Annotated in this window: 18 protein-coding genes and 2 pseudogenes; 18 read left to right on the forward strand and 2 right to left on the reverse strand. The window is 63.4% G+C overall.

The annotated features are described in order from the left end of the window. Positions 1-10: 10 nt before the first annotated feature. Complete coding sequence (gene motA, locus CFY91_RS03470; RefSeq protein WP_093984954.1) at positions 11-862, forward strand: flagellar motor stator protein MotA; 852 nt, start codon at positions 11-13, stop codon at positions 860-862. A gap of 13 nt (positions 863-875) precedes the next feature. Then, positions 876-1910 carry a flagellar motor protein MotB gene (gene motB, locus CFY91_RS03475; RefSeq protein WP_093984955.1) on the forward strand — a complete coding sequence of 345 codons (1035 nt, stop codon included), beginning with the start codon at positions 876-878 and terminating at the stop codon, positions 1908-1910. Here the strand turns inward: motB and rsgA are convergent. Further along, positions 1904-2935, reverse strand: coding sequence for a small ribosomal subunit biogenesis GTPase RsgA (gene rsgA, locus CFY91_RS03480; protein WP_093984956.1), 1032 nt, complete (start codon positions 2933-2935; stop codon positions 1904-1906). The genes motB and rsgA overlap by 7 nt on opposite strands. Before the next feature lie 99 nt (positions 2936-3034). On the opposite strand from rsgA, the gene CFY91_RS03485 reads away from it, so the two are divergent. Further along, positions 3035-3802 (forward strand): hypothetical protein, encoded by a 768-nt coding sequence (locus CFY91_RS03485; protein ID WP_093984957.1) that lies wholly within the window; start codon positions 3035-3037, stop codon positions 3800-3802. 153 nt (positions 3803-3955) lie between these two features. Beyond that, positions 3956-4498 carry an oligoribonuclease gene (gene orn / locus CFY91_RS03490; RefSeq protein WP_093984958.1) on the forward strand — a complete coding sequence of 181 codons (543 nt, stop codon included), beginning with the start codon at positions 3956-3958 and terminating at the stop codon, positions 4496-4498. A 44-nt stretch (positions 4499-4542) separates the two neighbouring features. Here orn and queG read toward each other — a convergent pair whose 3' ends face one another. After that, positions 4543-5616 (reverse strand): tRNA epoxyqueuosine(34) reductase QueG, encoded by a 1074-nt coding sequence (queG, locus tag CFY91_RS03495; protein ID WP_093984959.1) that lies wholly within the window; start codon positions 5614-5616, stop codon positions 4543-4545. Positions 5617-5677: 61 nt separating this feature from the next. Here queG and CFY91_RS03500 point away from each other — a divergent pair, with 61 nt between their 5' ends. From CFY91_RS03500 to CFY91_RS16515, 14 genes and pseudogenes are all read left to right on the forward strand, one after another. Then, complete coding sequence (locus CFY91_RS03500) at positions 5678-7174, forward strand: NAD(P)H-hydrate dehydratase (protein ID WP_093984960.1); 1497 nt, start codon at positions 5678-5680, stop codon at positions 7172-7174. Then, positions 7162-7635 carry a tRNA (adenosine(37)-N6)-threonylcarbamoyltransferase complex ATPase subunit type 1 TsaE gene (gene tsaE / locus CFY91_RS03505; RefSeq protein ID WP_093984961.1) on the forward strand — a complete coding sequence of 158 codons (474 nt, stop codon included), beginning with the start codon at positions 7162-7164 and terminating at the stop codon, positions 7633-7635. Before CFY91_RS03500 ends, tsaE begins: the two co-directional genes overlap by 13 nt. Before the next feature lie 14 nt (positions 7636-7649). Next, on the forward strand, positions 7650-9053 hold the full coding sequence (locus CFY91_RS03510) for an N-acetylmuramoyl-L-alanine amidase (protein WP_093984962.1): 1404 nt from the start codon (positions 7650-7652) through the stop codon (positions 9051-9053). After that, positions 9050-10942 (forward strand): DNA mismatch repair endonuclease MutL, encoded by a 1893-nt coding sequence (mutL, locus tag CFY91_RS03515; RefSeq protein WP_093984963.1) that lies wholly within the window; start codon positions 9050-9052, stop codon positions 10940-10942. The genes CFY91_RS03510 and mutL overlap by 4 nt, the downstream gene beginning before the upstream one ends. Positions 10943-10980: 38 nt before the next feature. After that, positions 10981-11937 (forward strand): tRNA (adenosine(37)-N6)-dimethylallyltransferase MiaA, encoded by a 957-nt coding sequence (miaA, locus tag CFY91_RS03520; RefSeq protein ID WP_093984964.1) that lies wholly within the window; start codon positions 10981-10983, stop codon positions 11935-11937. Positions 11938-12024: 87 nt separating this feature from the next. Continuing rightward, on the forward strand, positions 12025-12273 hold the full coding sequence (gene hfq / locus CFY91_RS03525; protein WP_093984965.1) for an RNA chaperone Hfq: 249 nt from the start codon (positions 12025-12027) through the stop codon (positions 12271-12273). Between the two features lie 14 nt (positions 12274-12287). Beyond that, positions 12288-13589: a ribosome rescue GTPase HflX gene (gene hflX / locus CFY91_RS03530; protein WP_093984966.1), complete on the forward strand. Its 1302-nt coding sequence runs from the start codon at positions 12288-12290 to the stop codon at positions 13587-13589. Positions 13590-13686: 97 nt separating this feature from the next. After that, positions 13687-14841: an FtsH protease activity modulator HflK gene (gene hflK / locus CFY91_RS03535; protein ID WP_093984967.1), complete on the forward strand. Its 1155-nt coding sequence runs from the start codon at positions 13687-13689 to the stop codon at positions 14839-14841. Next, positions 14841-15710: a protease modulator HflC gene (hflC, locus tag CFY91_RS03540; RefSeq protein ID WP_093984968.1), complete on the forward strand. Its 870-nt coding sequence runs from the start codon at positions 14841-14843 to the stop codon at positions 15708-15710. The genes hflK and hflC overlap by 1 nt, the downstream gene beginning before the upstream one ends. Positions 15711-15836: 126 nt before the next feature. Beyond that, positions 15837-16022 carry a DUF2065 domain-containing protein gene (locus CFY91_RS03545; RefSeq protein ID WP_093984977.1) on the forward strand — a complete coding sequence of 62 codons (186 nt, stop codon included), beginning with the start codon at positions 15837-15839 and terminating at the stop codon, positions 16020-16022. A gap of 34 nt (positions 16023-16056) precedes the next feature. Next, positions 16057-17244, forward strand: a complete 1188-nt coding sequence (locus CFY91_RS03550; protein WP_093984969.1) for an ATP phosphoribosyltransferase regulatory subunit — start codon at positions 16057-16059, stop codon at positions 17242-17244. A gap of 54 nt (positions 17245-17298) precedes the next feature. After that, entirely contained in the window at positions 17299-18594 is a 1296-nt protein-coding gene (locus CFY91_RS03555; protein ID WP_093984970.1) for an adenylosuccinate synthase, read from the forward strand. A gap of 973 nt (positions 18595-19567) precedes the next feature. Beyond that, positions 19568-19828: pseudogene (locus CFY91_RS16370) on the forward strand (HAMP domain-containing protein); the annotation flags it as partial. Between the two features lie 342 nt (positions 19829-20170). Beyond that, positions 20171-20686: pseudogene (locus CFY91_RS16515) on the forward strand (methyl-accepting chemotaxis protein); the annotation flags it as partial. Between the last annotated feature and the right edge of the window lie 51 nt (positions 20687-20737).

A 20737-nucleotide genomic window follows, 5' to 3' on the forward strand; every position in this document is an offset into this window, starting at 1 on the left:
AAGTGTCCAGATGATCAAAATAGTCGGCATTCTCGTCGTTTTCGGTTGCGTGCTGGGGGGCTTCGTGCTTTCCGGGGGCAAAATCATGGCGCTGGTGCATCCCTTCGAGGTGATGATCATCGGCGGCGCCGCCTTGGGGGCTTTCCTGCAGGCCAACCCGGCCAGCGCCTTCATGCATGTGTTCAAAAAGTCGCTGAGCATGTTCGGTTCGCGCTTTACCCACACCTTCTATCTGGAGGTGCTCAAGCTGATCTACGAGATTCTCAACAAGAGCCGTCGTGAAGGCATGATGGCCATCGAGGCGGATGTCGAGGAGCCTGCGTCCAGCCCGATCTTTACCAAGTACCCGGCGATCCTCAAGGATCAGCGCATGACCGCCTATATCTGCGATTACCTGCGCATCATGTCCTCGGGCAACATGGCGCCCCATGAGCTGGAAGGCTTGTTCGACATGGAGCTGGCCAGCCTCAAGGAAGACCTTGAGCACCCCGCCCATGCGGTGGCCAAGGTGGCCGATGGCATGCCGGCGATGGGTATCGTGGCGGCGGTGCTGGGTATCGTGATTACCATGTCCATTCTTGCCACGGCGGATAACGCGCAGATTGGCGAGAAAGTGGGTACTGCACTGGTGGGTACCTTCCTCGGCATCCTGGCTTCCTATGGTTTCTTTGCGCCGCTCTCCAATGCGCTGGAGCATGATGCCAAGGAAGAGCTGAACGTCTACGAGGCCATCAAGGCCGCGCTGGTGGCTTCGGCGTCCGGGATGCCACCCACTCTGGCCGTGGAGTTTGGTCGCAAGGTGCTCTATCCGGCACATCGTCCCAGCTTCAGCGAGCTGGAACAGGCCATGCGTGGCAGCTGAACAGGCCTGAATCGTGGAAAACAATCAGCCGATTATCGTCAAGCGCATCAAGAAGGTTGCCGGTGGCCATCATGGCGGGGCCTGGAAGATTGCCTTTGCTGACTTTGCCACGGCGATGATGGCGTTCTTCCTGGTGATGTGGCTGATGACCTCGGCTACGCCGGAGCAGAAAAAAGCGATTTCCGGTTACTTTCAGGACCCTATCGGCTTTACCGAAAGTGCCAGCCCCTATGTCATTGACCTGGGGGGTACGCCTACCGTGGCGCCGGATCGCACGCTCAATCCGGATTCCCAGGGGCGTACCGACGCCGACGAGTTGCACATCAATCCTGAAGGGGAAACCGAGGTCAATCCGCCTGAGCAGGTCAAGATCAGTCCGGATGTCGCGGAGAACCTGGCCGAGAAGGTCGAGCGCGAGCGCCTGGAGATGCTGCTCCAGGAGCTGCAGAACAAGGTTGAGGAAAACCCCGAGCTGCAGAAGTTCAAGGATCAGATTCTCTTCGAGATTACCCAGGACGGGTTGCGCATACAGATCATGGATGCCGATAACCGGCCGATGTTCAACCTCGGTAGCGCTCAGTTGCAGCCGTACTTCGAAGATATCCTGCTGATCATGGCCGACACCATCAAGGGGGTGCCGAACAAGGTCAGCATTAGCGGGCATACCGATGCCAAACCCTTTGCCGGTGCGGGTGGCTTTGGTAACTGGGAGTTGTCTTCGAATCGTGCCAATGCTGCCCGTCGTACCCTGGTGTTTGGGGGGTACCCGGAGGAACAGGTAGCGCGTGTCGTGGGGTACGCCTCTTCGGCATTGTTTGATCGCGAAGATCCTTTCAATCCGGTGAACCGGCGTATCGACATCGTGGTGCTGACCAAGAAGGCTCAGCGCACCATCGAGAGCGAGCAAAATGACGACGCGTCGGATACGTCGCCCGCCGCTGCACCTGCTGCAGACACGCCGCCCGAGCCGCTACCGGCCGGGCAGCTGCGTGAGCGCCTGAACATCTTCGAAGAGGGCGTGTTGCAAATGGGCGAGCCGCGTCAGTAGCTGTCTTGCGGCAGGCTGGCGATGATGTGCCGGTAGCTGTGCATGCGTTGTTCCTGGATGCGCCCGTCTGCCAGTGCAGCGAGCAGGGCACAGCCGGGTTCGCGGTCATGTTTGCAGTCACGGAAGCGGCAGTGTCCGAGCAGCGGGCGGAACTCGATAAAGCCTTCCTCGATGGTTTGTCGGCTGACATGGCCGAGGCCAAACTCGCGGATGCCGGGCGAGTCGACCAGCTCTCCGCCATTGGGGAAGTGAAACAGGCGTGCCGTGGTGGTGGTGTGCGTGCCCTTGCCGGTCTGCTCGGAGAGTGCCCCGACCCGCGTGTCGATGCCTGGCAGCAGACTGTTGACCAGCGATGACTTGCCCACCCCCGACTGACCGACAAATACGCTGATACGATCATCCAGGCGTTGCCGCAGTTCGTCCATGCCGGCGCCATCCTGTGCCGAGACTTCCAGCAGCGGATAGTCGAGTTGCCGGTAGGTGGCCAGCAGACGGTCGATGTGCGCGCTGTTGTGTTCGTCCAGCAGGTCGGCCTTGTTCAGCAGCAGCAGCGGCCGAATACCGGCATGCTCGGCGGCAATCAGGTAGCGGTCGATCAGGTTGGCGTGTGGATGCGGCAGCGGGGCGAACACGATGACGATCTGATCGATGTTGGCTGCAACCGGCTTGAGTTGGCCACGCATGTCGGGCCGGCATAGCTCGGAGTGGCGCGGCAGGAGTGCAACGATCACCCCGTTCTGCTGGTTGCCGGGGCGCCACACGACGCGGTCGCCGGTAACCAGTGCCGGCAGGTTGCTGCGCCGGTTGCAGCGGAATACCTGGCCTGCCTGCTCGCCATCCAGCGCTTCGACTTCAATCAGTACGCCAAAATGGGCGATGACCAGGCCGTTCTGCTCCTCGCCGAGGTCGCCGCCTTGCAGTTCCTCCAGGGCGCGGGACTCACGCTTGGCGGCGCGGGCGCTGCGTTCTTCCTGGATTTTTCCGATGCGCCAGCTTTGCCGGCGACTGAGTTGGCGTTTGGCCATGGGGGATCCGCAGGGTGAAGGATGCGCGAGTTTAGCACGCGCGTCGGGCGCGCTGCGCCGCTACACTGCGCGTCATCGAGGGCTGCGAGGAAATGGGCTGTGGCTTGGCTAAGGCGTTATCCAGCCGTGCTGGCGCTGCTGCTGCAGGTGCTGGCCGGGTTGCTGGCCTGGGCGGTGTTGCCGGTTGTCTGGCGACTGACGGGGTGGCCGCTGACTGGCCTGGCTCTGGCCGGGCTACAGGGCGGGCTGGCTGCTGTGACGGGGCATCTGCTGGGCTTGCCGCGCTGGTGGCTGCCCATCAGTCTGTTATTCATGCCGGCGGTAGTGCTGGGCCAGCAGCTGGACTGGCCGGCCTGGCTGCCGGCGTCGATGTTCGCTCTGCTGCTACTGGCCAACTGGAACAGCCTGGGCGAGCGGGTGCCGCTCTATCTGAGCAGTGCGCCGGCGGAGCGGGCCTTGCAGCAGTTGCTTGACCAGTTGCCCGACGATGCGGCCTTTATCGACCTTGGCAGCGGCCTGGCGGGTAGTCTTGCCCGTCTGGCTCGCGCCAATCCGCAACGGCAGTTTCATGGTGTGGAAAGTGCGCCGCTGGTATTTCTGCTCGGTTGGTTGCGCAGCCTGCCGCTGGCTAACTGCCGAGTGCGCTATGGCAGCCTGTGGCAGGTCGACCTGGCGCCCTACGCGCTGGTCTACTGCTTTCTCTCGCCCGCACCCATGCCACGTGTGTGGGACAAGGCACAGGCCGAGATGGGACATGGCAGCTTGCTGGTCAGCAACAGTTTTGCCATTCCTGGCGTGGCGCCTACGCAGCGCATCGAGTTGCACGATTGGCGGGCTGGTGCCCTGCTGGTGTGGCGCATGCCGTGAGCAGGCGGGTCTTTGCTCAGGCCCGTTAAACACAGCGCTAATTGCTACACTGCGCACTCGGCTGTTTTGACCAGCCTTGGCTGGCTACCCGCGTAGCAGCTTGCGCTGATTGCTCGATCAGCGTTTCCCACCGCCTGTCAGGAGCCTTTGGCTATGCAAGACCCGCAGAATCTCATCTGGATCGACCTGGAAATGACCGGCCTGGAGCCGGAGCGCGATGTCATTCTGGAAATGGCCACGATCATTACCGACAGTGATCTGCATGTGCTGGCCGAGGGGCCGGTGATCGCCATTCATCACCCCGATGCCGTGCTGGCGGGTATGGATGAATGGAACACCCGTACGCATGGCGAGAGCGGGCTGACCCAGCGGGTGCGTGACAGCCGCACCGACATGGCTGCAGCGGAGGCGCAAACCCTGGCGTTCCTCGAACAGTGGGTGCCACGCGGCAAATCACCGATCTGCGGCAACAGCATCGGTCAGGATCGGCGTTTCCTGGTGCGTTACATGCCGACTCTGGAGGGCTATTTCCACTATCGCAACCTGGATGTCTCGACCCTGAAGATTCTCGCCGAGCGCTGGGCGCCGCAGGTCAAGGAAAGCTTCCAGAAGCGCGGTACGCACCAGGCGCTGGATGACATCCGCGAGTCGATTGCCGAGCTGCAGCATTATCGTCGCCACCTGCTCAAGCTGTAGGTGGGTCACGCGGCCTCTGCGCTGAAGGCCAGGCGGCCAGTGGCTTACTGGGCGTCGCGTTCGGCGTGCTGGCGCAGCGCCCAGGCGACGTGCTCGCGGACCAGCTCGCTGGGGTCGTCCTGACGGGCGCGCAGGGCCTGCAGTACAGGGATGGTCGAGGGGGCGTTGCCGAGCCCTACGGCCAGGTTGCGCAACCAGCGCTGATAGCCGGCGCGCCGCAGTGGCGAGCCTTCGGTGCGCTGCAGAAATTCTTCCTCGCTCCATAGGAAAAGTTCCGCCAGGCTGCTGTTGTCCAGTCCGTGGCGCGGCTGGAAATCGCTTTGCTCGCTGGGGCGGGCGAAGCGGTTCCACGGACAGACGATCTGACAGTCGTCGCAACCGAACACCCGGTTGCCGATCAGCGGCCGCAGCGCTTCGGGGATGGGGCCTTTCAGCTCGATGGTCAGGTAGGAAATACAGCGCCGCGCATCCAGCACATAGGGCGCTACGAAGGCCTGGGTCGGGCAAATGTCCAGGCACGCGGTGCAGCGCCCGCAGTGTTCGCTATCCAGTGGCGTGTCGACCGGCAGGGGCACATCGACGAACAGCTCGCCGAGGAAGAACCAACTGCCGGCGCGGCGGTTGAGGATCAGGCTGTGCTTGCCTACCCAGCCGAGGCCGGCCTGGCGGGCGATGGCGCGCTCCAGCACCGGGGCGCTGTCGACGAAGGCACGGAAGCCGAAGGGGCCGATGGCCTGCTGAATACGCTCGGCCAGTTGCTGCAGGCGTTTGCGGATCAGCTTGTGATAGTCACGGCCCAGCGCATAGCGCGAGACATAGGCTTGTTCCGGCAGGGCCAGGCGCTGGCTCATTCGCGTGTCGCCAGGCAGATAGTCCATGCGCAGAGAAATGACCCGCAGTGTGCCGGGCACCAGTTCGGCGGGGCGACTGCGCTTGCTGCCGTGCGCGGCCATGTAGTCCATCTCGCCGTGGTAGCCGGCATCCAGCCAGCGTTGCAGGTGTGCCTCCTGTTCGTCCAGTTGCGGCTCACAGATGCCGGCCTGTTGGAAGCCCAGTTCACGGGCCCATTCCTTGATGGAGGCAGCCAGGGTGGCTAGGTCGAGTGGCGATGTAGGCATGGCAGGCCAGCGTGCAGGGGAAGCGGGGTATAATTTTGCCAGAGTTGCCGCAGGAGTACCCATGTCCGAATACCCTTCGTCCTGGCCGTTGTCGCTGCACGACGCGGCGCAGGTTCGCGCGCTGGATGCCCGCTTGATGGCTGCCGGCACGCCGGGCGCTGTGCTCATGCAGCGGGCGGCCCAGGCCGCCTGGCGTGCCTTGCGCCGCCGTTGGCCGCAGCTGCGCAAGCTCTGTGTGCTGGCCGGGCCTGGCAATAACGGCGGTGACGGTTACCTGCTGGCGGTTCTCGCCCGGCGAGCCGGCTGGGATGTGCAGGTGTATAGCCTGGCTGATCCTGCCAGGTTGCGCGATGCGGCGGCGCAGGCGTATGCCGAGGCCTGCGCGCAGGGTGTGCAGGTGCAGCCCTGGCACGCCGAGGCCGTGCTGGACGGTCTGCTGGTCGATGCCATGCTCGGCACCGGGCTGGCGGGTGAGCTGCGCGAGCCTTATGCCACGGCGGTGGCGCGAATCAATGCGAGCGGCCTGCCGTGCCTGGCGCTGGATATCCCCAGCGGGTTGTGTGCCGACACTGGCCGGCTATGGGGTGCGGCGGTGCGCGCCGATCTTACCGTTACCTTTATTGCTCTCAAGCTGGGCCTGTTCACCGGGGCGGGCCCTGATCAGGTGGGCGAACTGTGTTTTGCCGATCTGCAGGCTGATGCGGCGCTTTGCGCAGCGGCGCCTGCCATGGCGCAGCGCCTGACGGCAGGCAACCTGCAGCGTTTGCCGGCGCGTCCGCGCACCACGCACAAGGGGCGTTGCGGACGTCTGCTGGTGGTTGGCGGAGAACGTGGCTATGGCGGTGCGGCGCTGCTGGCGGCGCAGAGTGGTTTGCGCGGAGGTGCCGGTATGGTCAGCCTGGCGACGCGGGAAGAGCATGTGGCGGGCGCGCTCGCGCGTTGTCCCGAGCTGATGGTGCGCGGGCTGCTGTCGAGTGGGCAGTTGCTGGCGCTTCTGCCGGGGCATGATGTGCTGGTGGTCGGCCCCGGCCTGGGTCAGGGCGCCTGGGGGCGCAGCCTGCTGACGGCGGCCGCGCAGTTCGAGGGCGCGCAGGTCTGGGATGCCGATGCCTTGAACCTGCTGGCGGCTGGGCGGGTGCAGATCCGCGCCGGTGCAGTGCTCACGCCTCATCCGGGAGAGGCGGCGCGCCTGCTGGGTTGCAGTCTGGTCGAGGTGCAGGATGACCGGCCGGCAGCGGCCCTGCGTCTGGCGCAACGCTACCAGGCCGTGGTGGTACTCAAGGGCGCCGGTAGCCTGGTGACGGATGGACATGCCCTGCGTCTCTGTGAGCATGGCCATCCGGCGATGGCCGGGCCGGGATTGGGCGATGTATTGGCCGGGCTGATCGGTGCCTTGTTGGCTCAGGGGCTGGCGGCGTTGCCGGCCAGCGAGCTGGCGGTCTGGCTGCATGCGCGTGCCGGTGAGCGTCTGGGGCAGGCCGGGCGAGGCCTGCTGGCCAGTGAGCTGGTCGGAGTGATTCGTGAGTTGCTGGAGGAGCACAGCCCATGTTGCAACTGAGCGTGGAGATACATGGCGAAGAAGCCATGCAGGCCTTTGGTGCACGCCTGGGGCAGGTATGTGGTGGGCATGGCGTGATCTATCTGCGCGGTGATCTGGGGGCCGGCAAGACCACGCTGTCGCGAGGCCTGTTGCGCGGTCTGGGGCATCAGGGCGCGGTGAAGAGTCCGACCTTTACCCTGGTCGAGCCCTATGAGTTGGCCGACGGTCAGGCCTATCACTTCGATCTGTATCGTCTGGCTGATCCCGAGGAGCTGGAGTTTCTGGGGATTCGCGACTATTTCGCCGAGGATGCCTTGTGTTTGATCGAGTGGCCGGAACGCGGCGCAGGTGTTTTGCCAAGCGCTGAGCTGGACATTACCATTGCGCCCAGCGGCGAGGGCCGTTGCCTGCACCTGCAGGCTCGCACCCCGCGTGCGCAGCGTTGGTGCGAGCAGCTGCGCGCGGGTCAAGACTTATAAACGAGGGGAACTGTATGCGCTGGCGCGTACCGTTGGCTGTGCTGGGCCTGTGTTTGCTGAGTGTCGCCGGGTCAGTGCTGGCTGCCACGGATATCCGCGGTGTGCGCCTGTGGCGTGCGCCGGACAACACACGCCTGGTGTTTGACCTGAGTGGTCCGGTGAAACACAGCGTATTCACCCTGGCTGCACCCGAACGCATCGTCATTGATGTCAGTGGTGCGCAACTGCAGATGGCCCTTGAACAGCTCAATCTGAGCAATACGCCGATCCGCTCCGTGCGCGCTGCGCAACGCGCGCCCGGTGAGTTGCGCATGGTGCTTGACCTCAGTGCGCGGGTTACACCGAAGAGCTTCACACTGGAGCCCAATCAGCAATACGGGCATCGCTTGGTCGTCGATCTGTTTGATGGCGAAGCGCCGAGTAACGTGCCCCCCGTGCAGCCCAGCCTGCCCGTCACGCCTACGCAGGCGCCGGCGCGCCTTCCGCCGCCGCCGGGTGGCAAGCGCGACATCATCATCGCCATCGATGCCGGCCATGGCGGCGAGGACCCTGGGGCCATCGGCCCGGACAAAAAACTCTATGAGAAGCATGTGACCCTGGCCATTGCCCGCGAGTTGCAGCGCCAGCTCAGCCAGGAGAAGGGCTTCCGTGGCGAATTGGTGCGTACCGGCGATTATTTCATTCCGCTGCGCCGACGTACCGAGATTGCCCGCAAGAAAGGGGCTGATCTGTTTGTGTCCATTCATGCCGACGCCGCGCCGCGCTCCTCGGCGTTCGGCGGCTCGGTGTATGCATTGTCTGATCGGGGTGCCACCTCGGAAACCGCGCGCTGGTTGGCCGATAGCGAAAACCGTTCCGACCTGATCGGTGGGGTAGGCAGCGTCAGTCTGGATGACAAGGATCGTATGCTGGCCGGCGTGTTGCTCGACCTGTCGATGACCGCCTCGCTGTCGTCGAGCCTGAATGTCGGGCAAAAGGTGTTGAGCAACATGGGGCGGGTCACGCCCTTGCACAAGAAGCGCGTCGAACAGGCGGGCTTCATGGTGCTGAAGTCGCCGGATATTCCGTCCATCCTCGTGGAGACCGGGTTTATCTCCAATCCTGGCGAGGCTCGCAAGCTGTCCACCGCCGCTCATCAGCAGGCCCTGGCCAATTCGATTCGCACGGGTATTCGCCAGTTCTTCCATGAAAATCCGCCGGCCGGCACCTACATCGCCTGGCTCCGTGATTCGGGCAAGATCATCGCCCAGGGGCCGCGTGAGCATGTGGTGGCGGCAGGGGACAGTTTGGCGCTGGTCGCCCAGCGTTACCAGGTCAGTCTCGTGGCGCTGCGCTCGGCCAACAATCTGCGCGGCGACACTATCAAGGTCGGCCAGGTGCTGCAGATTCCGCAAACCACCGTGGCGGTACAGCCATGAGCGAGCTAGATATTCCGACGCCGCCTTCGCGGATTGCCCTGCTCAGTCCGCGACTGGCCAACCAGATCGCCGCCGGTGAAGTGGTTGAGCGCCCGGCTTCAGTTGCCAAAGAGCTGCTGGAAAACAGCCTGGATGCTGGTGCGCGACGCATTGATGTGGAGGTCGAGCAGGGCGGCGTGAAACTGCTCAAGGTCCGCGATGATGGTCGCGGTATCGATATGCAGGATCTGCCGCTGGCTCTGGCGCGGCACGCCACCAGCAAGATCCGTGACCTTGAGGATCTGGAGCGGGTGCTCAGCCTGGGCTTTCGCGGTGAGGCGTTGGCTTCGATCAGCTCGGTGTCGCGTTTGACGCTGACCTCGCGGGCTGCAGGTGCGGAGCAGGCTTGGCAGGTGGAAAGCGAAGGCCGGGAAATGGAAGCGCGCGTCCAGCCAGCAGCGCATCCCCAGGGCACCTCGGTGGAGGTTCGCGACCTGTTCTTCAATACGCCGGCGCGGCGCAAGTTCCTGCGTGCGGAGAAAACCGAGTTTGATCACCTGCAGGAGGTGATTCGTCGTCTGGCCCTGGCCCGTTTCGATGTGGCCTTCAATCTGCGCCACAATGGCAAGACGGTGCTAGCCCTGCATGCCGCGGATGACCCGCTGAGCCGTGCGCGTCGTGTGGCCAATGTCTGTGGCCCGGCATTCCTGGAGCAGGCATTGCCTATCGAGGTGGAACGCAGTGGCCTGCGGCTATGGGGCTGGGTGGGTTTGCCAACCTTTTCGCGCAGCCAGGCGGATTTGCAGTACTTCTACGTGAATGGCCGCATGGTGCGCGACAAGCTGGTGGCGCATGCGGTGCGCCAGGCTTTCCGTGATGTCTTGTATAACGGCCGACATCCGGCGTTCGTGCTGTTTTTCGAGGTCGATCCGGCCGTGGTGGACGTCAATGTCCACCCGACCAAGCATGAAGTGCGCTTCCGTGACAGTCGCATGGTGCATGACTTCCTTTACGGCACCCTGCATCGAGCGCTGGCGGAGGTTCGCCCGCAGGATCAGTTGGCGGCGCCTGCCGCGCTGCCTGAGATACCGCGTGCCAGTGGTCTGCAGGCGGGCGAGTTCGGTCCGCAGGGCGAGATGAGCCTGGCTGCCCAGTCCGGCGCCGGCTTGCCGGCCTATGAGGCCAGCACTGTTGTTGCACCTGCATCGTCCGGCTATATGCCACCGCGCTCGCCTGGCGTGCCGCTGGCCGACCAGCAGGGCGTATACCGCGAGTTTTATCAGGAGCAGGCGTCCAGCACCGAGTTGCCGGTCGCCCAGGCGGATATTCCGCCGCTGGGCTATGCCTTGGCTCAGCTCAAGGGGATTTATATCCTCGCGGAAAATGCCCAGGGACTGGTGCTGGTGGACATGCATGCCGCCCATGAGCGGATCATGTATGAGCGCCTCAAAGCGGCCATGGCCAGCGAAGGCCTGAAAGGCCAGCCGCTGCTGGTGCCCGAGTCTCTGGCGTTGAGCCAGCGTGAGGCGGATTGTGCCGAAGAGCATGCCCAGTGGTTCGCTCGCCTGGGCTTCGAGCTGCAGCGTCTCGGTCCGGAAAGCCTGGCCATTCGACAGATTCCAGTGCTGCTCAAGCAGGCCCAGGCTGGCCAGTTGGTGCGTGATGTTCTGGCGGACTTGTTGGAATATGGCAGCAGTGATCGTATCCAGGCGCACCTCAACGAGTTGCTGGGCACCATGGCCTGTCATGGCGCGGTGCGTGCCAATCGGCGCCTGAGTGTGCCGGAGATGAATGGCTTGCTGCGTGACATGGAGCAGACCGAGCGCAGCGGTCAGTGCAACCACGGCCGGCCGACCTGGACGCAGTTGGCCATGGATGACCTCGACAAGCTGTTCCTGCGCGGCCGCTGAAGCGCGTCCTGCCCTTTCCGTTGCCTGCGAGCGTGCCGATGCCTAGTCTTCCTCCTGCCATATTTCTCATGGGGCCAACAGCCGCTGGCAAGACTGACCTGGCTGTGGCGCTGGCGCAGCGCCTGCCGTGTGAGCTGATCAGTGTCGACTCGGCGCTGATCTACCGGGGCATGGATATCGGTACGGCCAAGCCGGATGCCCAGTTGCTGGCCGAGTTCCCCCATCATCTGGTGGATATTCGCGACCCGCTGGAGAGTTACTCGGCCGCCGAGTTCTGTACGGATGCCCTGCAGGCGATGGCACGGATCAGCGCTGCGGGGCGTATCCCGTTGCTGGTAGGCGGCACCATGCTGTATTTCAAAGCGTTACTGGAGGGGCTGGCGGAAATGCCGGCAGCGGATGCCGTGCTGCGCGCGGAGCTGGAGGCCTGGGCGGCGGCCGAAGGCTATGCCGCGCTGCATGAGGAGTTGCGCAGGGTGGATCCACAGTCCGCGCAGCGTATTCATCCCAATGACCCACAGCGTCTGGTGCGAGCCCTGGAGGTCTACCGGCTGAGTGGACTGACCATGAGCGAGCACCGTCTGCGCCAGCAGGCGCGCGGTAGCCAGGGGCTTTTGCCTTATACTGTCGCGCAGTTGGCGATTGCCCCGGCGCAGCGTCAGATATTGCACGAACGTATTGCCCTGCGCTTTGAGCTGATGCTGGAACAGGGGCTGATTAGCGAGGTCGAAGCCCTGCGTGCGCGTGGCGATCTGCATCTCGGTTTGCCATCCATGCGTGCGGTAGGCTATCGACAGGTCTGGGAGTACCTGGATGGCAACATCGAACGTCACAGTATGGTCGAGCGCGGTGTGGCGGCGACACGCCAGTTGGCCAAACGCCAATTTACCTGGTTGCGTGGCTGGCAGGCGCCGTTGCACTGGCTGGATAGCCAGGCCGAGGATAATGTCGAGCGCGCCTTGAAATACCTGCAAGCGGCCGCCATATTGGCCTGAGAATTTCCCGAAGCCGTCTATCCTAAGGGGTATGTGGCGATTTGTTTTTCACAACTATAACGATTCATCCCTGAAGGAGTGCGGCACATGTCAAAAGGGCATTCGCTACAAGACCCTTATCTGAACACCCTGCGTAAGGAACGCGTCCCGGTTTCCATCTATCTGGTCAATGGCATCAAGCTGCAGGGGCAGATCGAGTCTTTTGATCAGTTCGTCATCCTGCTGAAGAATACTGTCAGCCAGATGGTCTACAAGCACGCCATCTCCACCGTGGTGCCAAGCCGGCCGGTGCGTTTGCCGGCCAGCGAACAGGCAGGCGAGGCGGATGACGTCTAAGTCGGAGTTCTGCATTGTTCTTTGAGCGCCACGGCGGGGGAGAGCGCGCCGTTCTGGTGCATCTGGAAGGCCAAGAGCCGGCGGTGCGCGAGGATCCCGAAGAGTTTCAGGAGCTGGCGCGTTCGGCCGGTGCACAAATGGCAGCCTTTGTCAGCGTGCCCCGCCAGCAACTGACGGCGCGCTATCTGATCGGCAGCGGCAAGGTTGATGAGCTGGCGCAGCTGGTCAAGGCCTGCGAGGCCGAACTGGTCATCTTCAATTACAGCCTGACACCCAGTCAGGAACGTAACTTGGAGCGAGCGTTCGAGTGTCGTGTGCTGGATCGTACCGGGCTGATTCTCGACATCTTCGCCCAGCGCGCGCGTACCCATGAAGGAAAACTGCAGGTCGAGCTGGCCCAGTTGGAGCACATGAGTACGCGCCTGGTGCGCGGCTGGACGCATTTGGAGCGCCAGAAAGGTGGTATTGGTCTGCGTGGCCCTGGGGAGACCCAGCTGGAAACCGACCGCCGCCTGCTGCGCGTGCGCATCCGGCAGATTCGCCAACGTCTGGAAAAGGTGCGTAGCCAGCGTGAGCAGGCGCGTCGTGGTCGGCGTAGGGCGGAGATTCCGGCGGTGTCGCTGGTGGGTTATACCAATGCCGGCAAGTCGACGTTGTTCAATGCCCTGACGACGTCCGAGGTATATGCCGCCGATCAGCTGTTCGCCACGCTCGACCCGACCCTGCGCCGCCTGCCGCTGGATGACCTTGGGCCAATCATTCTCGCCGATACGGTAGGTTTCATCCGGCACTTGCCGCACAAGCTGGTCGAGGCTTTCCGGGCCACCCTGGAAGAGTCGAGCAGCGCCGATCTGCTGCTGCACGTGATTGACGCGCACGAACCCGAGCGGCAGTTGCAGATCGAGCAAGTGCTGGCGGTGCTGGGCGAGATTGGTGCCAGCGAAGTGCCGTTGCTTGAGGTGTACAACAAGCTCGACCTGCTGGAAGGTATCGAACCGCATATCCAGCGCGATGCCGCCGGCAAGCCACAGCGCGTATGGCTCTCGGCGCGCGACGGGCGGGGCTTGGAACTGTTGCGCCAGGCGATTGCCGAGCTGCTCGGTGAAGACCTGTTCGCGGCTACCCTGCGCCTGCCGCAGCGTTTGGGGCGCCTGCGCGCCCAGTTGTTTGCCGCAGGTGCCGTGCAAGGCGAAGCGCATGACGAGCAGGGGGATATCCTGCTGCAGCTGCGCTTGCCGCGTGCCGAGCTGAATCGGTTGGTCAGTCGTGAAGGACTGCAGCCGCAGGAATTCATTGCGCAACATACTTTGCAATAATGCGTGGCGATGGCATTTCCCCGTCATCCTCGCGCTTTCGGTAGCATGGGCGACGCGCTAATGGGCGCGTTTTGGCATTTTTAGTCTGGAGAGCGCTATGGCTTGGAATGAGCCGGGTGGCAACTCGAACAATCAGGATCCCTGGGGTGGTCGCAAGGGCGGTGGACGCCAGGGGCCGCCGGATCTTGATGAGGCCCTGCGTAAGCTGCAGGACAGCCTCAATGGCATCTTTGGCGGCAAGAAGTCCTCGGGAAGCGGCAATGGTTCGGCGGCCGGTGGCCTGGGGCTGATCGGTATCGCGTTGGCGGTGTTGGCAGCACTTTGGCTGTACAGCGCGGTGTATGTGGTCGATGAGCAGGAACAGGCTGTGGTGCTGCGTTTTGGCAAGTACTACGAAACCGTTGGTCCGGGCCTGAATATCTATTTCCCGCCGATTGATCGCAAATTCCAGGAAAACGTTACCCGCGAGCGCGCCTACAGCGCCCAGGGGCAGATGCTCACCGAGGATGAGAACATCATCGAGGTGCCGCTGACCGTGCAGTATCGCATCAGCAACCTGCAGGATTTCGTGCTGAATGTCGATCAGCCGGAAGTCAGTCTGCAGCATGCGACCGATAGCGCTCTGCGCCATGTGGTGGGTTCCACGGCCATGGATCAGGTGCTGACCGAAGGTCGTGAGCTGATGGCCAGTGAGGTCAAGGAGCGGCTGCAGCGGTTCCTGGATAACTACCGCACCGGTATCAGTGTTACCCAGGTCAACGTACAGAGTGCGGCAGCGCCGCGCGAGGTGCAGGAAGCCTTCGACGACGTGATCCGTGCGCGCGAAGATGAGCAGCGTGCCAAGAACCAGGCGGAAGCCTACGCCAACGGCGTGGTGCCCGAGGCGCGCGGCCAGGCGCAGCGCATCATCGAGGATGCCAATGGCTACCGTGATGAAGTGATTGCCCGTGCCCAGGGTGAGGCGGAGCGCTTCAGTAAGCTGCTGACCGAATACCGCAAGGCGCCCGAGGTAACGCGCGAGCGTCTGTACCTGGAAGCCATGCAGGAAGTCTTCAGCAATACCAGCAAGGTGCTGGTGACTGGCGATAAGGGGCAGAACAATCTGCTTTACCTGCCGCTGGACAAGATGGTTGCGCCGCGTGATGGCACGGCAGCACCGCGTGCCGCCGTGGGTGGTAGTTCGTCCGATCTGGGGGCGCGCATCGCCAATGATCTGCAGTCGCGTGATGTGCGTGCACGGGAGGGTCGCTGATGAGTAACAAGACACTGATTGGCCTGCTCACCGGCGTACTGCTGGTGATCCTCGCCTGGAACAGCTTCTATATCGTTTCGCAAACCGAGCGTGCCGTTTTGCTGCGCTTCGGTAAGGTGGAAGTGGCCGATGTTCAGCCGGGTCTGCATATTCGCGTGCCGGTGATGAATCAGGTGCGCAAGTTCGATGCACGCTTGCTGACGCTCGATTCGCAGACTTCGCGTTTCCTCACCCTGGAGAAAAAGGCGGTGATGGTTGATGCCTATGCCAAGTGGCGGGTGGCGGATGCCGAGCGCTTCTATACCGCGACTTCGGGCCTCAAGCAGGTGGCTGATGAGCGCCTCTCGCGCCGTCTCGAGGCCGGTCTGCGTGACCAATTTGGTAAGCGCACTCTGCATGAGGTGGTCTCGGGTAAGCGTGACGAGCTGATGGCCGACATCACCCGTTCGCTCAATCGCATGGCCAGCCAGGAGCTGGGTATCGAAGTGGTGGATGTGCGCGTCAAGCGTATCGACCTGCCGCGCGAGGTGAACCGCAGCGTCTTCGAGCGGATGAGTACCGAGCGTGAGCGCGAGGCGCGTGAGCATCGCGCCAAGGGCGCCGAACAGGCCGAGGGGATTCGTGCCGATGCGGACCGCCAGCGCCGCGTGCTGATTGCCGAAGCCTACCGCGAAGCCGAGGAAACCCGTGGTGACGGGGACGCCAAGGCCGCCGAGATCTATGCCCGCGCCTACAATCAGGATCGCGAGTTCTACGCCTTCTATCGCAGCCTGCAGGCCTATCGCGAGAGCTTCGCCAGCAAGAGCGATGTGCTGGTGCTGGATCCGGACAACGACTTCTTCCGCTACTTGCGCAACGCCAAGCCTTGAGGATCTCAGGCGGTCAGTCGGTACGGGTGTTGCCGGCTGACCGCCTGAGGCTTGTGGTTTGCAGGTTTTAGCGTGTTATCATGCGGCAGCCGGGATAACCCCGGCTTTTTTGCGTCTACGGCAATGATGAGGCAGGAACTGGGCATCGCGTTATCACTGCTACTGGTGCTGGAAGGTATCCTGCCTTTCCTCTATCCAGGGCGTTGGCGCGCCGCCATGCTGGCGCTGGCCGAATTATCCGAACGCCAGCTGCGCCTGATCGGGCTGGCCAGCATGCTGCTGGGCACGGCCCTGCTGTATTGGCTTCACTGAAGGCTTGCCGACCGGCTGAGAGGGGAATGGCAACATGGCAACGGTAGACCGCTGGCTTCTGCCAGATGGCATCGAAGAAGTATTGCCGCCGCAAGCGGCGTGCATCGAGGCGGCGCGCCGCCAGGTGCTGGATCTGTTCCAGCGCTGGGGCTACGAGCTGGTGATCACCCCGCACATCGAATACCTGGAGTCCTTGCTCACGGGCGCTGGGCAGGATCTTGACCTGCGCACGTTCAAGGTGACCGACCCGCTGTCTGGCCGGCAGATGGGCCTGCGCGCAGATATTACGCCGCAGGTGGCGCGTATCGACGCGCATACCCTGCGCCGTGAGGGGCCCAGCCGACTGTGCTATGCCGGTAGCGTGGTGCATGCCAAGCCGCGTGCCCTGGCTACATCGCGCAGTCCCATCCAGTTGGGTGCCGAACTGTATGGCGATGCCAGCCCAGCCAGCGATATCGAAGTCATCAGCCTGATGCTGGATACCCTGAGCCTGGCCCAGGTGGCGGATGTGCACATGGACCTTGGCCATGTCGGTATCTACCGCGGCCTTTGCGAGGCTGCCGGCGTGACCGGCGAAGTGGAGCAGCGTTTGTTTGATGCGCTGCAACGCAAGGCTATCGATGAAGTGGTCGAACTGACTGCCAGTCTACCGGGTGAGCTGGCGTCGATGTTGCGTGCGCTGGTCGATCTGTCCGGTGAGCGCGATGTTTTGGATCTGGCCCAGGCCTGTCTGGTGGCTGCGCCGCCTGCGGTACAGCAGGCGCTGGATGAGCTGGTGGCTGTCGCGGACGCTCTTGAACTACGTTTCCCCGAGCTGCCGCTGTATTTCGACCTGGCGGAACTGCGTGGTTACCACTACCACACAGGGGTGGTGTTTGCCGCCTTCGTGCCGGGTGTCGGGCAGTCGATTGCCCAGGGCGGTCGCTATGATGACATTGGTGCCGATTTCGGGCGTGCCCGTCCGGCAACCGGTTTTTCCACGGACCTGAAGACCCTGGTCTCGCTTGGCCAGTTCCGTGAGGCCCCGGCGGTCGGCGCCATCTGGGCGCCGGACAACCATGATCTGTACCTGTGGCAGGCGGTCCAGCGCCTGCGTCAGGAGGGCCGCCAGGTGCTGCAGGCACTGCCCGGTCAGGACTTGCAGGCAGCTCGGGCTGCCGGTTGCAGTCAGCGTCTGGAATGGCTGGATGGGCGCTGGCAGCTGTTGCCGCTAACGGCATGAATCGTTTTGCGTCGGCAGCGGCCGGCGTTTCGTTTTCGCAAAGAGGTAAGCGTTATGGGTAAGAATGTGGTTGTCCTGGGCACCCAGTGGGGTGATGAGGGCAAAGGCAAGATCGTCGACCTGCTGACCGACCAGGCTGCTGCGGTGGTGCGCTATCAGGGTGGTCACAATGCCGGGCATACCCTGGTCATCGATGGCGAGAAGACCGTGCTGCACCTGATTCCTTCGGGCATCCTGCGCGACAACGTCGAATGCCTGATCGGCAACGGCGTGGTGGTTGCCCCCGACGCCCTGCTGCGTGAGATGGTCAAGCTGGAAGAGAAGGGTGTGCCGGTGCGCGAGCGTCTGCGCATCAGTCCGTCCTGCACGCTGATCCTGCCTTACCACGTGGCGCTGGACCAGGCGCGCGAGAAAGCGCGTGGCGATGCGAAGATCGGTACTACCGGGCGTGGTATTGGGCCGGCCTATGAAGACAAGGTGGCGCGCCGTGGTCTGCGCATTGCCGATCTGTTCCACCGCGAGCGTTTTGCCGCCAAGCTCGGCGAGCTGCTCGACTACCACAACTTTGTTCTGCAGAACTACTACAAGGAGCCGGCTGTCGATTTCCAGACGACACTCGACGAGTGCATGGAATACGCCGAGATGCTGCGTCCGCTGGTAACCGACGTCACGGCACGCCTGCATGAGCTGCGCCGTCAGGGGGCCTACATCATGTTCGAGGGGGCGCAGGGTTCGCTGCTGGATATCGACCATGGCACCTATCCCTATGTCACCAGCTCCAGCACCACGGCCGGCGGCACCGCCACCGGTTCGGGCTTTGGTCCGCTCTACCTCGACTACATCCTCGGTATTACCAAGGCCTATACCACGCGCGTAGGCTCCGGGCCTTTCCCCACCGAGCTGTTTGACGAAACGGGCGCCTACCTGGCCAAGCAAGGGCATGAGTTCGGCTCCACCACGGGGCGCGCGCGTCGTTGTGGCTGGTTCGACGCGGTCATCCTGCGGCGTGCCATTGAGATCAACAGCATCTCCGGGCTGTGCCTGACCAAGCTGGATGTGCTGGATGGCCTCGACAGCATCCGTATCTGCACCGGCTACCAGGATGCCAATGGCCAGCTGTTGGTCGATGCGCCGACCGATGCCGACAGCTATATCGGCCTGCAACCGGTGTACGAGGAGATGCCCGGCTGGAGCGAGTCAACCCTGGGTGCCCAGCGCCTGGAGGATCTGCCGCAGGCCGCGCGCAATTACATCCAGCGTATCGAAACGCTGGTCGGGGCACCGATCGATATCATTTCCACGGGCCCGGATCGCAACGAGACCATCGTGCTGCGTCATCCCTACGCCTGATTCGCGGTGTATAGCCGGGGGCATCCAGTGGTGGGTGCCCCCGGTTTTTTTATGTGCGGCAAAAAGTCAGGTTTCTGGCTATACCGAAGAGACTATCTGCCGTTAACCCTTTGCAGCCGCCGTGGGTTGTGTTGGCCGAAGTGCCGAGGAGGTCGTTGTGATCAGTCTGTTTTCCCTGTTGCGCAGCCGTCTGCTGTTGCCGGTGCTGGTCACGCTGCTGCTGGCTCTGCTGGCGCAACTGTTGGTGGCCTTGTTGCTGGCGCGGGTGACCGTGGGGGCGCTGGAGAAACAGTTGGCGCAACGCTTGCAGCAGGACAGTGCAGCACTGTCGTCAGCTCTGGAACAGGCCAGTGGCGAGGTGCAGACAGGCCTGCAGGCACTGGCCGGCAAGACACAGGGGCGTCTGGCGGAAGGGCTGTCAACCCGGCTGGGCGCAGAACAGCAGCAGCTTCGGCTGCTTCTGGAAGGGGGCTTGCAGCAGTCGGCGGACGATATCGCGCAGTTGCTGGCGGCAGTGGCTCCCAAGGCGATCTGGGATAACGATGTGCCGGCGCTGACCGAGCTAGTACGCATGGCCCAGCGCAATTCGGCCGTAGTTTTCGTGGTCTACCTGGATGCACAGGGGCAGCGTCTGACGCGTCATTTGAATCGCCAGGACTATCGGGTGCAGACCCTGCTGGACAAGGGCGAGGGGCGCTCGCCCTTGGACAAGGTGTTGCAGGCGGCGGCCCAGGATAAATCCATCTACCTCGCTCAGGCCGAGATCAGTCCGTTGGGGACGGTGATTGGCAAGGTGTTGGTTGGGGTGTCCACGGCCAATGTGGATGACTCGCTGGAAGCGCTTGACCAGCGCTTTGCCAGCCTGATCGAGGGCAGTGGTGAGCTGGTCAGCAGTGGGTTGAGTGGCGCCGCTGCGGACAGTGCGGCGACCCTGGCAGCACGCCTGCAGGCCGCGCGCGATACGGCGGTGAATATGACCGAGGGCAGTCGCCAGACCGTACAGGAGGCGGCTGCAGCGCTACGCTGGCGGGTGGCGGCAGGGCTGTTACTGGTGGGCGGGCTGCTGTTGTTCAGTGTCTTGATCGTGCTGGGCTGGCGGGTGGTCAGCAAGCTGCGCCTGTTGATTGCTGCGCTGGATGACTTGGCGGCTGGCGAGGGGGATCTGACGCGGCGGATTGCTCTGCAGGGGCAGGATGAAGTGGGCGAAATGGCCGCGGCGGTCAATCGTTTCGTGGCCAAGCTGCAGCCAATCGTGCGCGAAGCGGGCGAGGTGGCGGGGCGAACGGCCAGCGAGATCATCGACCTGGGGCAGCGCTCGGCGGTGGCCGAGGCGGCAACCCGGCGTCAGAGTGAGGAGGTGGCGGCCAGTCGCCAGGCGCTGGCTGGGGTGGGCGAAGAGGCGGCGCTGCAAAGTCAGTTGATGGGCGACGCGCAGCAGCAGGTCGGGGCGATTCGCCAGTTGGCGCACGAGAATGCCCAGATTGCCCAGCGTGTCGGGGCTCTGATCGAGGCGCTGGTAACACGCGTCGAGCAGGGGGCTGTGGTCATTGAGCGCTTGGCGCGGCAGAGCGAGCAGATCGAGACGGTGCTGCACGTCATTCATGGCATTGCCGAGCAGACCAATCTGCTAGCGCTTAATGCGGCGATCGAAGCGGCTCGGGCAGGGGAAAGTGGGCGTGGTTTTGCGGTAGTGGCGGACGAGGTGCGTGCGCTGGCGAGCAAGACGCAGCAATCTACCGGCGATATTCAGCAGCATATCGTCAGCTTGCAGCAGGGTGCGCGGGATGCGGTGGCGGCTATTGGCGAGGCCGGCGCGCAGGGAGAACAGGGTGTACAGGCGTTGCGCGACAGCGAGCGTCTGCAGCAGTCCATTCAGCGTGCAGTCGATGAGGTGCATGGCGCGATCGAGGCCGCAGCCAGTGCGGCCCGGCAGCAGGGCGAGGGTGTGCTGGCGGTGGGTGGCCGTGTTGAGGTGATTCATCAGGAGGCGCAGCGAGCGGCTGAAGCCGTTGCCCAGGCCGCGGCCAGTGGGCGCATGCTCGCCGAGCTGGCCAGGCAGCTGCAAGGCAGTCTTGGCCAATTCAAGGCATGAGCATGCAGGCAATAAAAAACCCGCCAGAGGCGTAATGCTGTTCACTTAAGC

The sequence above is a fragment of the Pseudomonas fluvialis genome, assembly GCF_002234375.1.
GTDB classification, from domain to species: domain Bacteria; phylum Pseudomonadota; class Gammaproteobacteria; order Pseudomonadales; family Pseudomonadaceae; genus Aquipseudomonas; species Aquipseudomonas fluvialis.

What these genes read in the sequence shown, in the direction of transcription:
- motA (WP_093984954.1), top strand. Translation starts at nt 11, where the DNA reads ATGATCAAAATAGTCGGCATTCTCGTCGTTTTCGGTTGCGTGCTGGGG.
- rsgA (WP_093984956.1), bottom strand. Translation starts at nt 2,935, where the DNA reads ATGGCCAAACGCCAACTCAGTCGCCGGCAAAGCTGGCGCATCGGAAAA.
- orn (WP_093984958.1), top strand. Translation starts at nt 3,956, where the DNA reads ATGCAAGACCCGCAGAATCTCATCTGGATCGACCTGGAAATGACCGGC.
- queG (WP_093984959.1), bottom strand. Translation starts at nt 5,616, where the DNA reads ATGCCTACATCGCCACTCGACCTAGCCACCCTGGCTGCCTCCATCAAG.
- CFY91_RS03500 (WP_093984960.1), top strand. Translation starts at nt 5,678, where the DNA reads ATGTCCGAATACCCTTCGTCCTGGCCGTTGTCGCTGCACGACGCGGCG.
- tsaE (WP_093984961.1), top strand. Translation starts at nt 7,162, where the DNA reads ATGTTGCAACTGAGCGTGGAGATACATGGCGAAGAAGCCATGCAGGCC.
- CFY91_RS03510 (WP_093984962.1), top strand. Translation starts at nt 7,650, where the DNA reads ATGCGCTGGCGCGTACCGTTGGCTGTGCTGGGCCTGTGTTTGCTGAGT.
- mutL (WP_093984963.1), top strand. Translation starts at nt 9,050, where the DNA reads ATGAGCGAGCTAGATATTCCGACGCCGCCTTCGCGGATTGCCCTGCTC.
- miaA (WP_093984964.1), top strand. Translation starts at nt 10,981, where the DNA reads ATGCCTAGTCTTCCTCCTGCCATATTTCTCATGGGGCCAACAGCCGCT.
- hfq (WP_093984965.1), top strand. Translation starts at nt 12,025, where the DNA reads ATGTCAAAAGGGCATTCGCTACAAGACCCTTATCTGAACACCCTGCGT.
- hflK (WP_093984967.1), top strand. Translation starts at nt 13,687, where the DNA reads ATGGCTTGGAATGAGCCGGGTGGCAACTCGAACAATCAGGATCCCTGG.
- hflC (WP_093984968.1), top strand. Translation starts at nt 14,841, where the DNA reads ATGAGTAACAAGACACTGATTGGCCTGCTCACCGGCGTACTGCTGGTG.
- CFY91_RS03545 (WP_093984977.1), top strand. Translation starts at nt 15,837, where the DNA reads ATGAGGCAGGAACTGGGCATCGCGTTATCACTGCTACTGGTGCTGGAA.
- CFY91_RS03550 (WP_093984969.1), top strand. Translation starts at nt 16,057, where the DNA reads ATGGCAACGGTAGACCGCTGGCTTCTGCCAGATGGCATCGAAGAAGTA.
- CFY91_RS03555 (WP_093984970.1), top strand. Translation starts at nt 17,299, where the DNA reads ATGGGTAAGAATGTGGTTGTCCTGGGCACCCAGTGGGGTGATGAGGGC.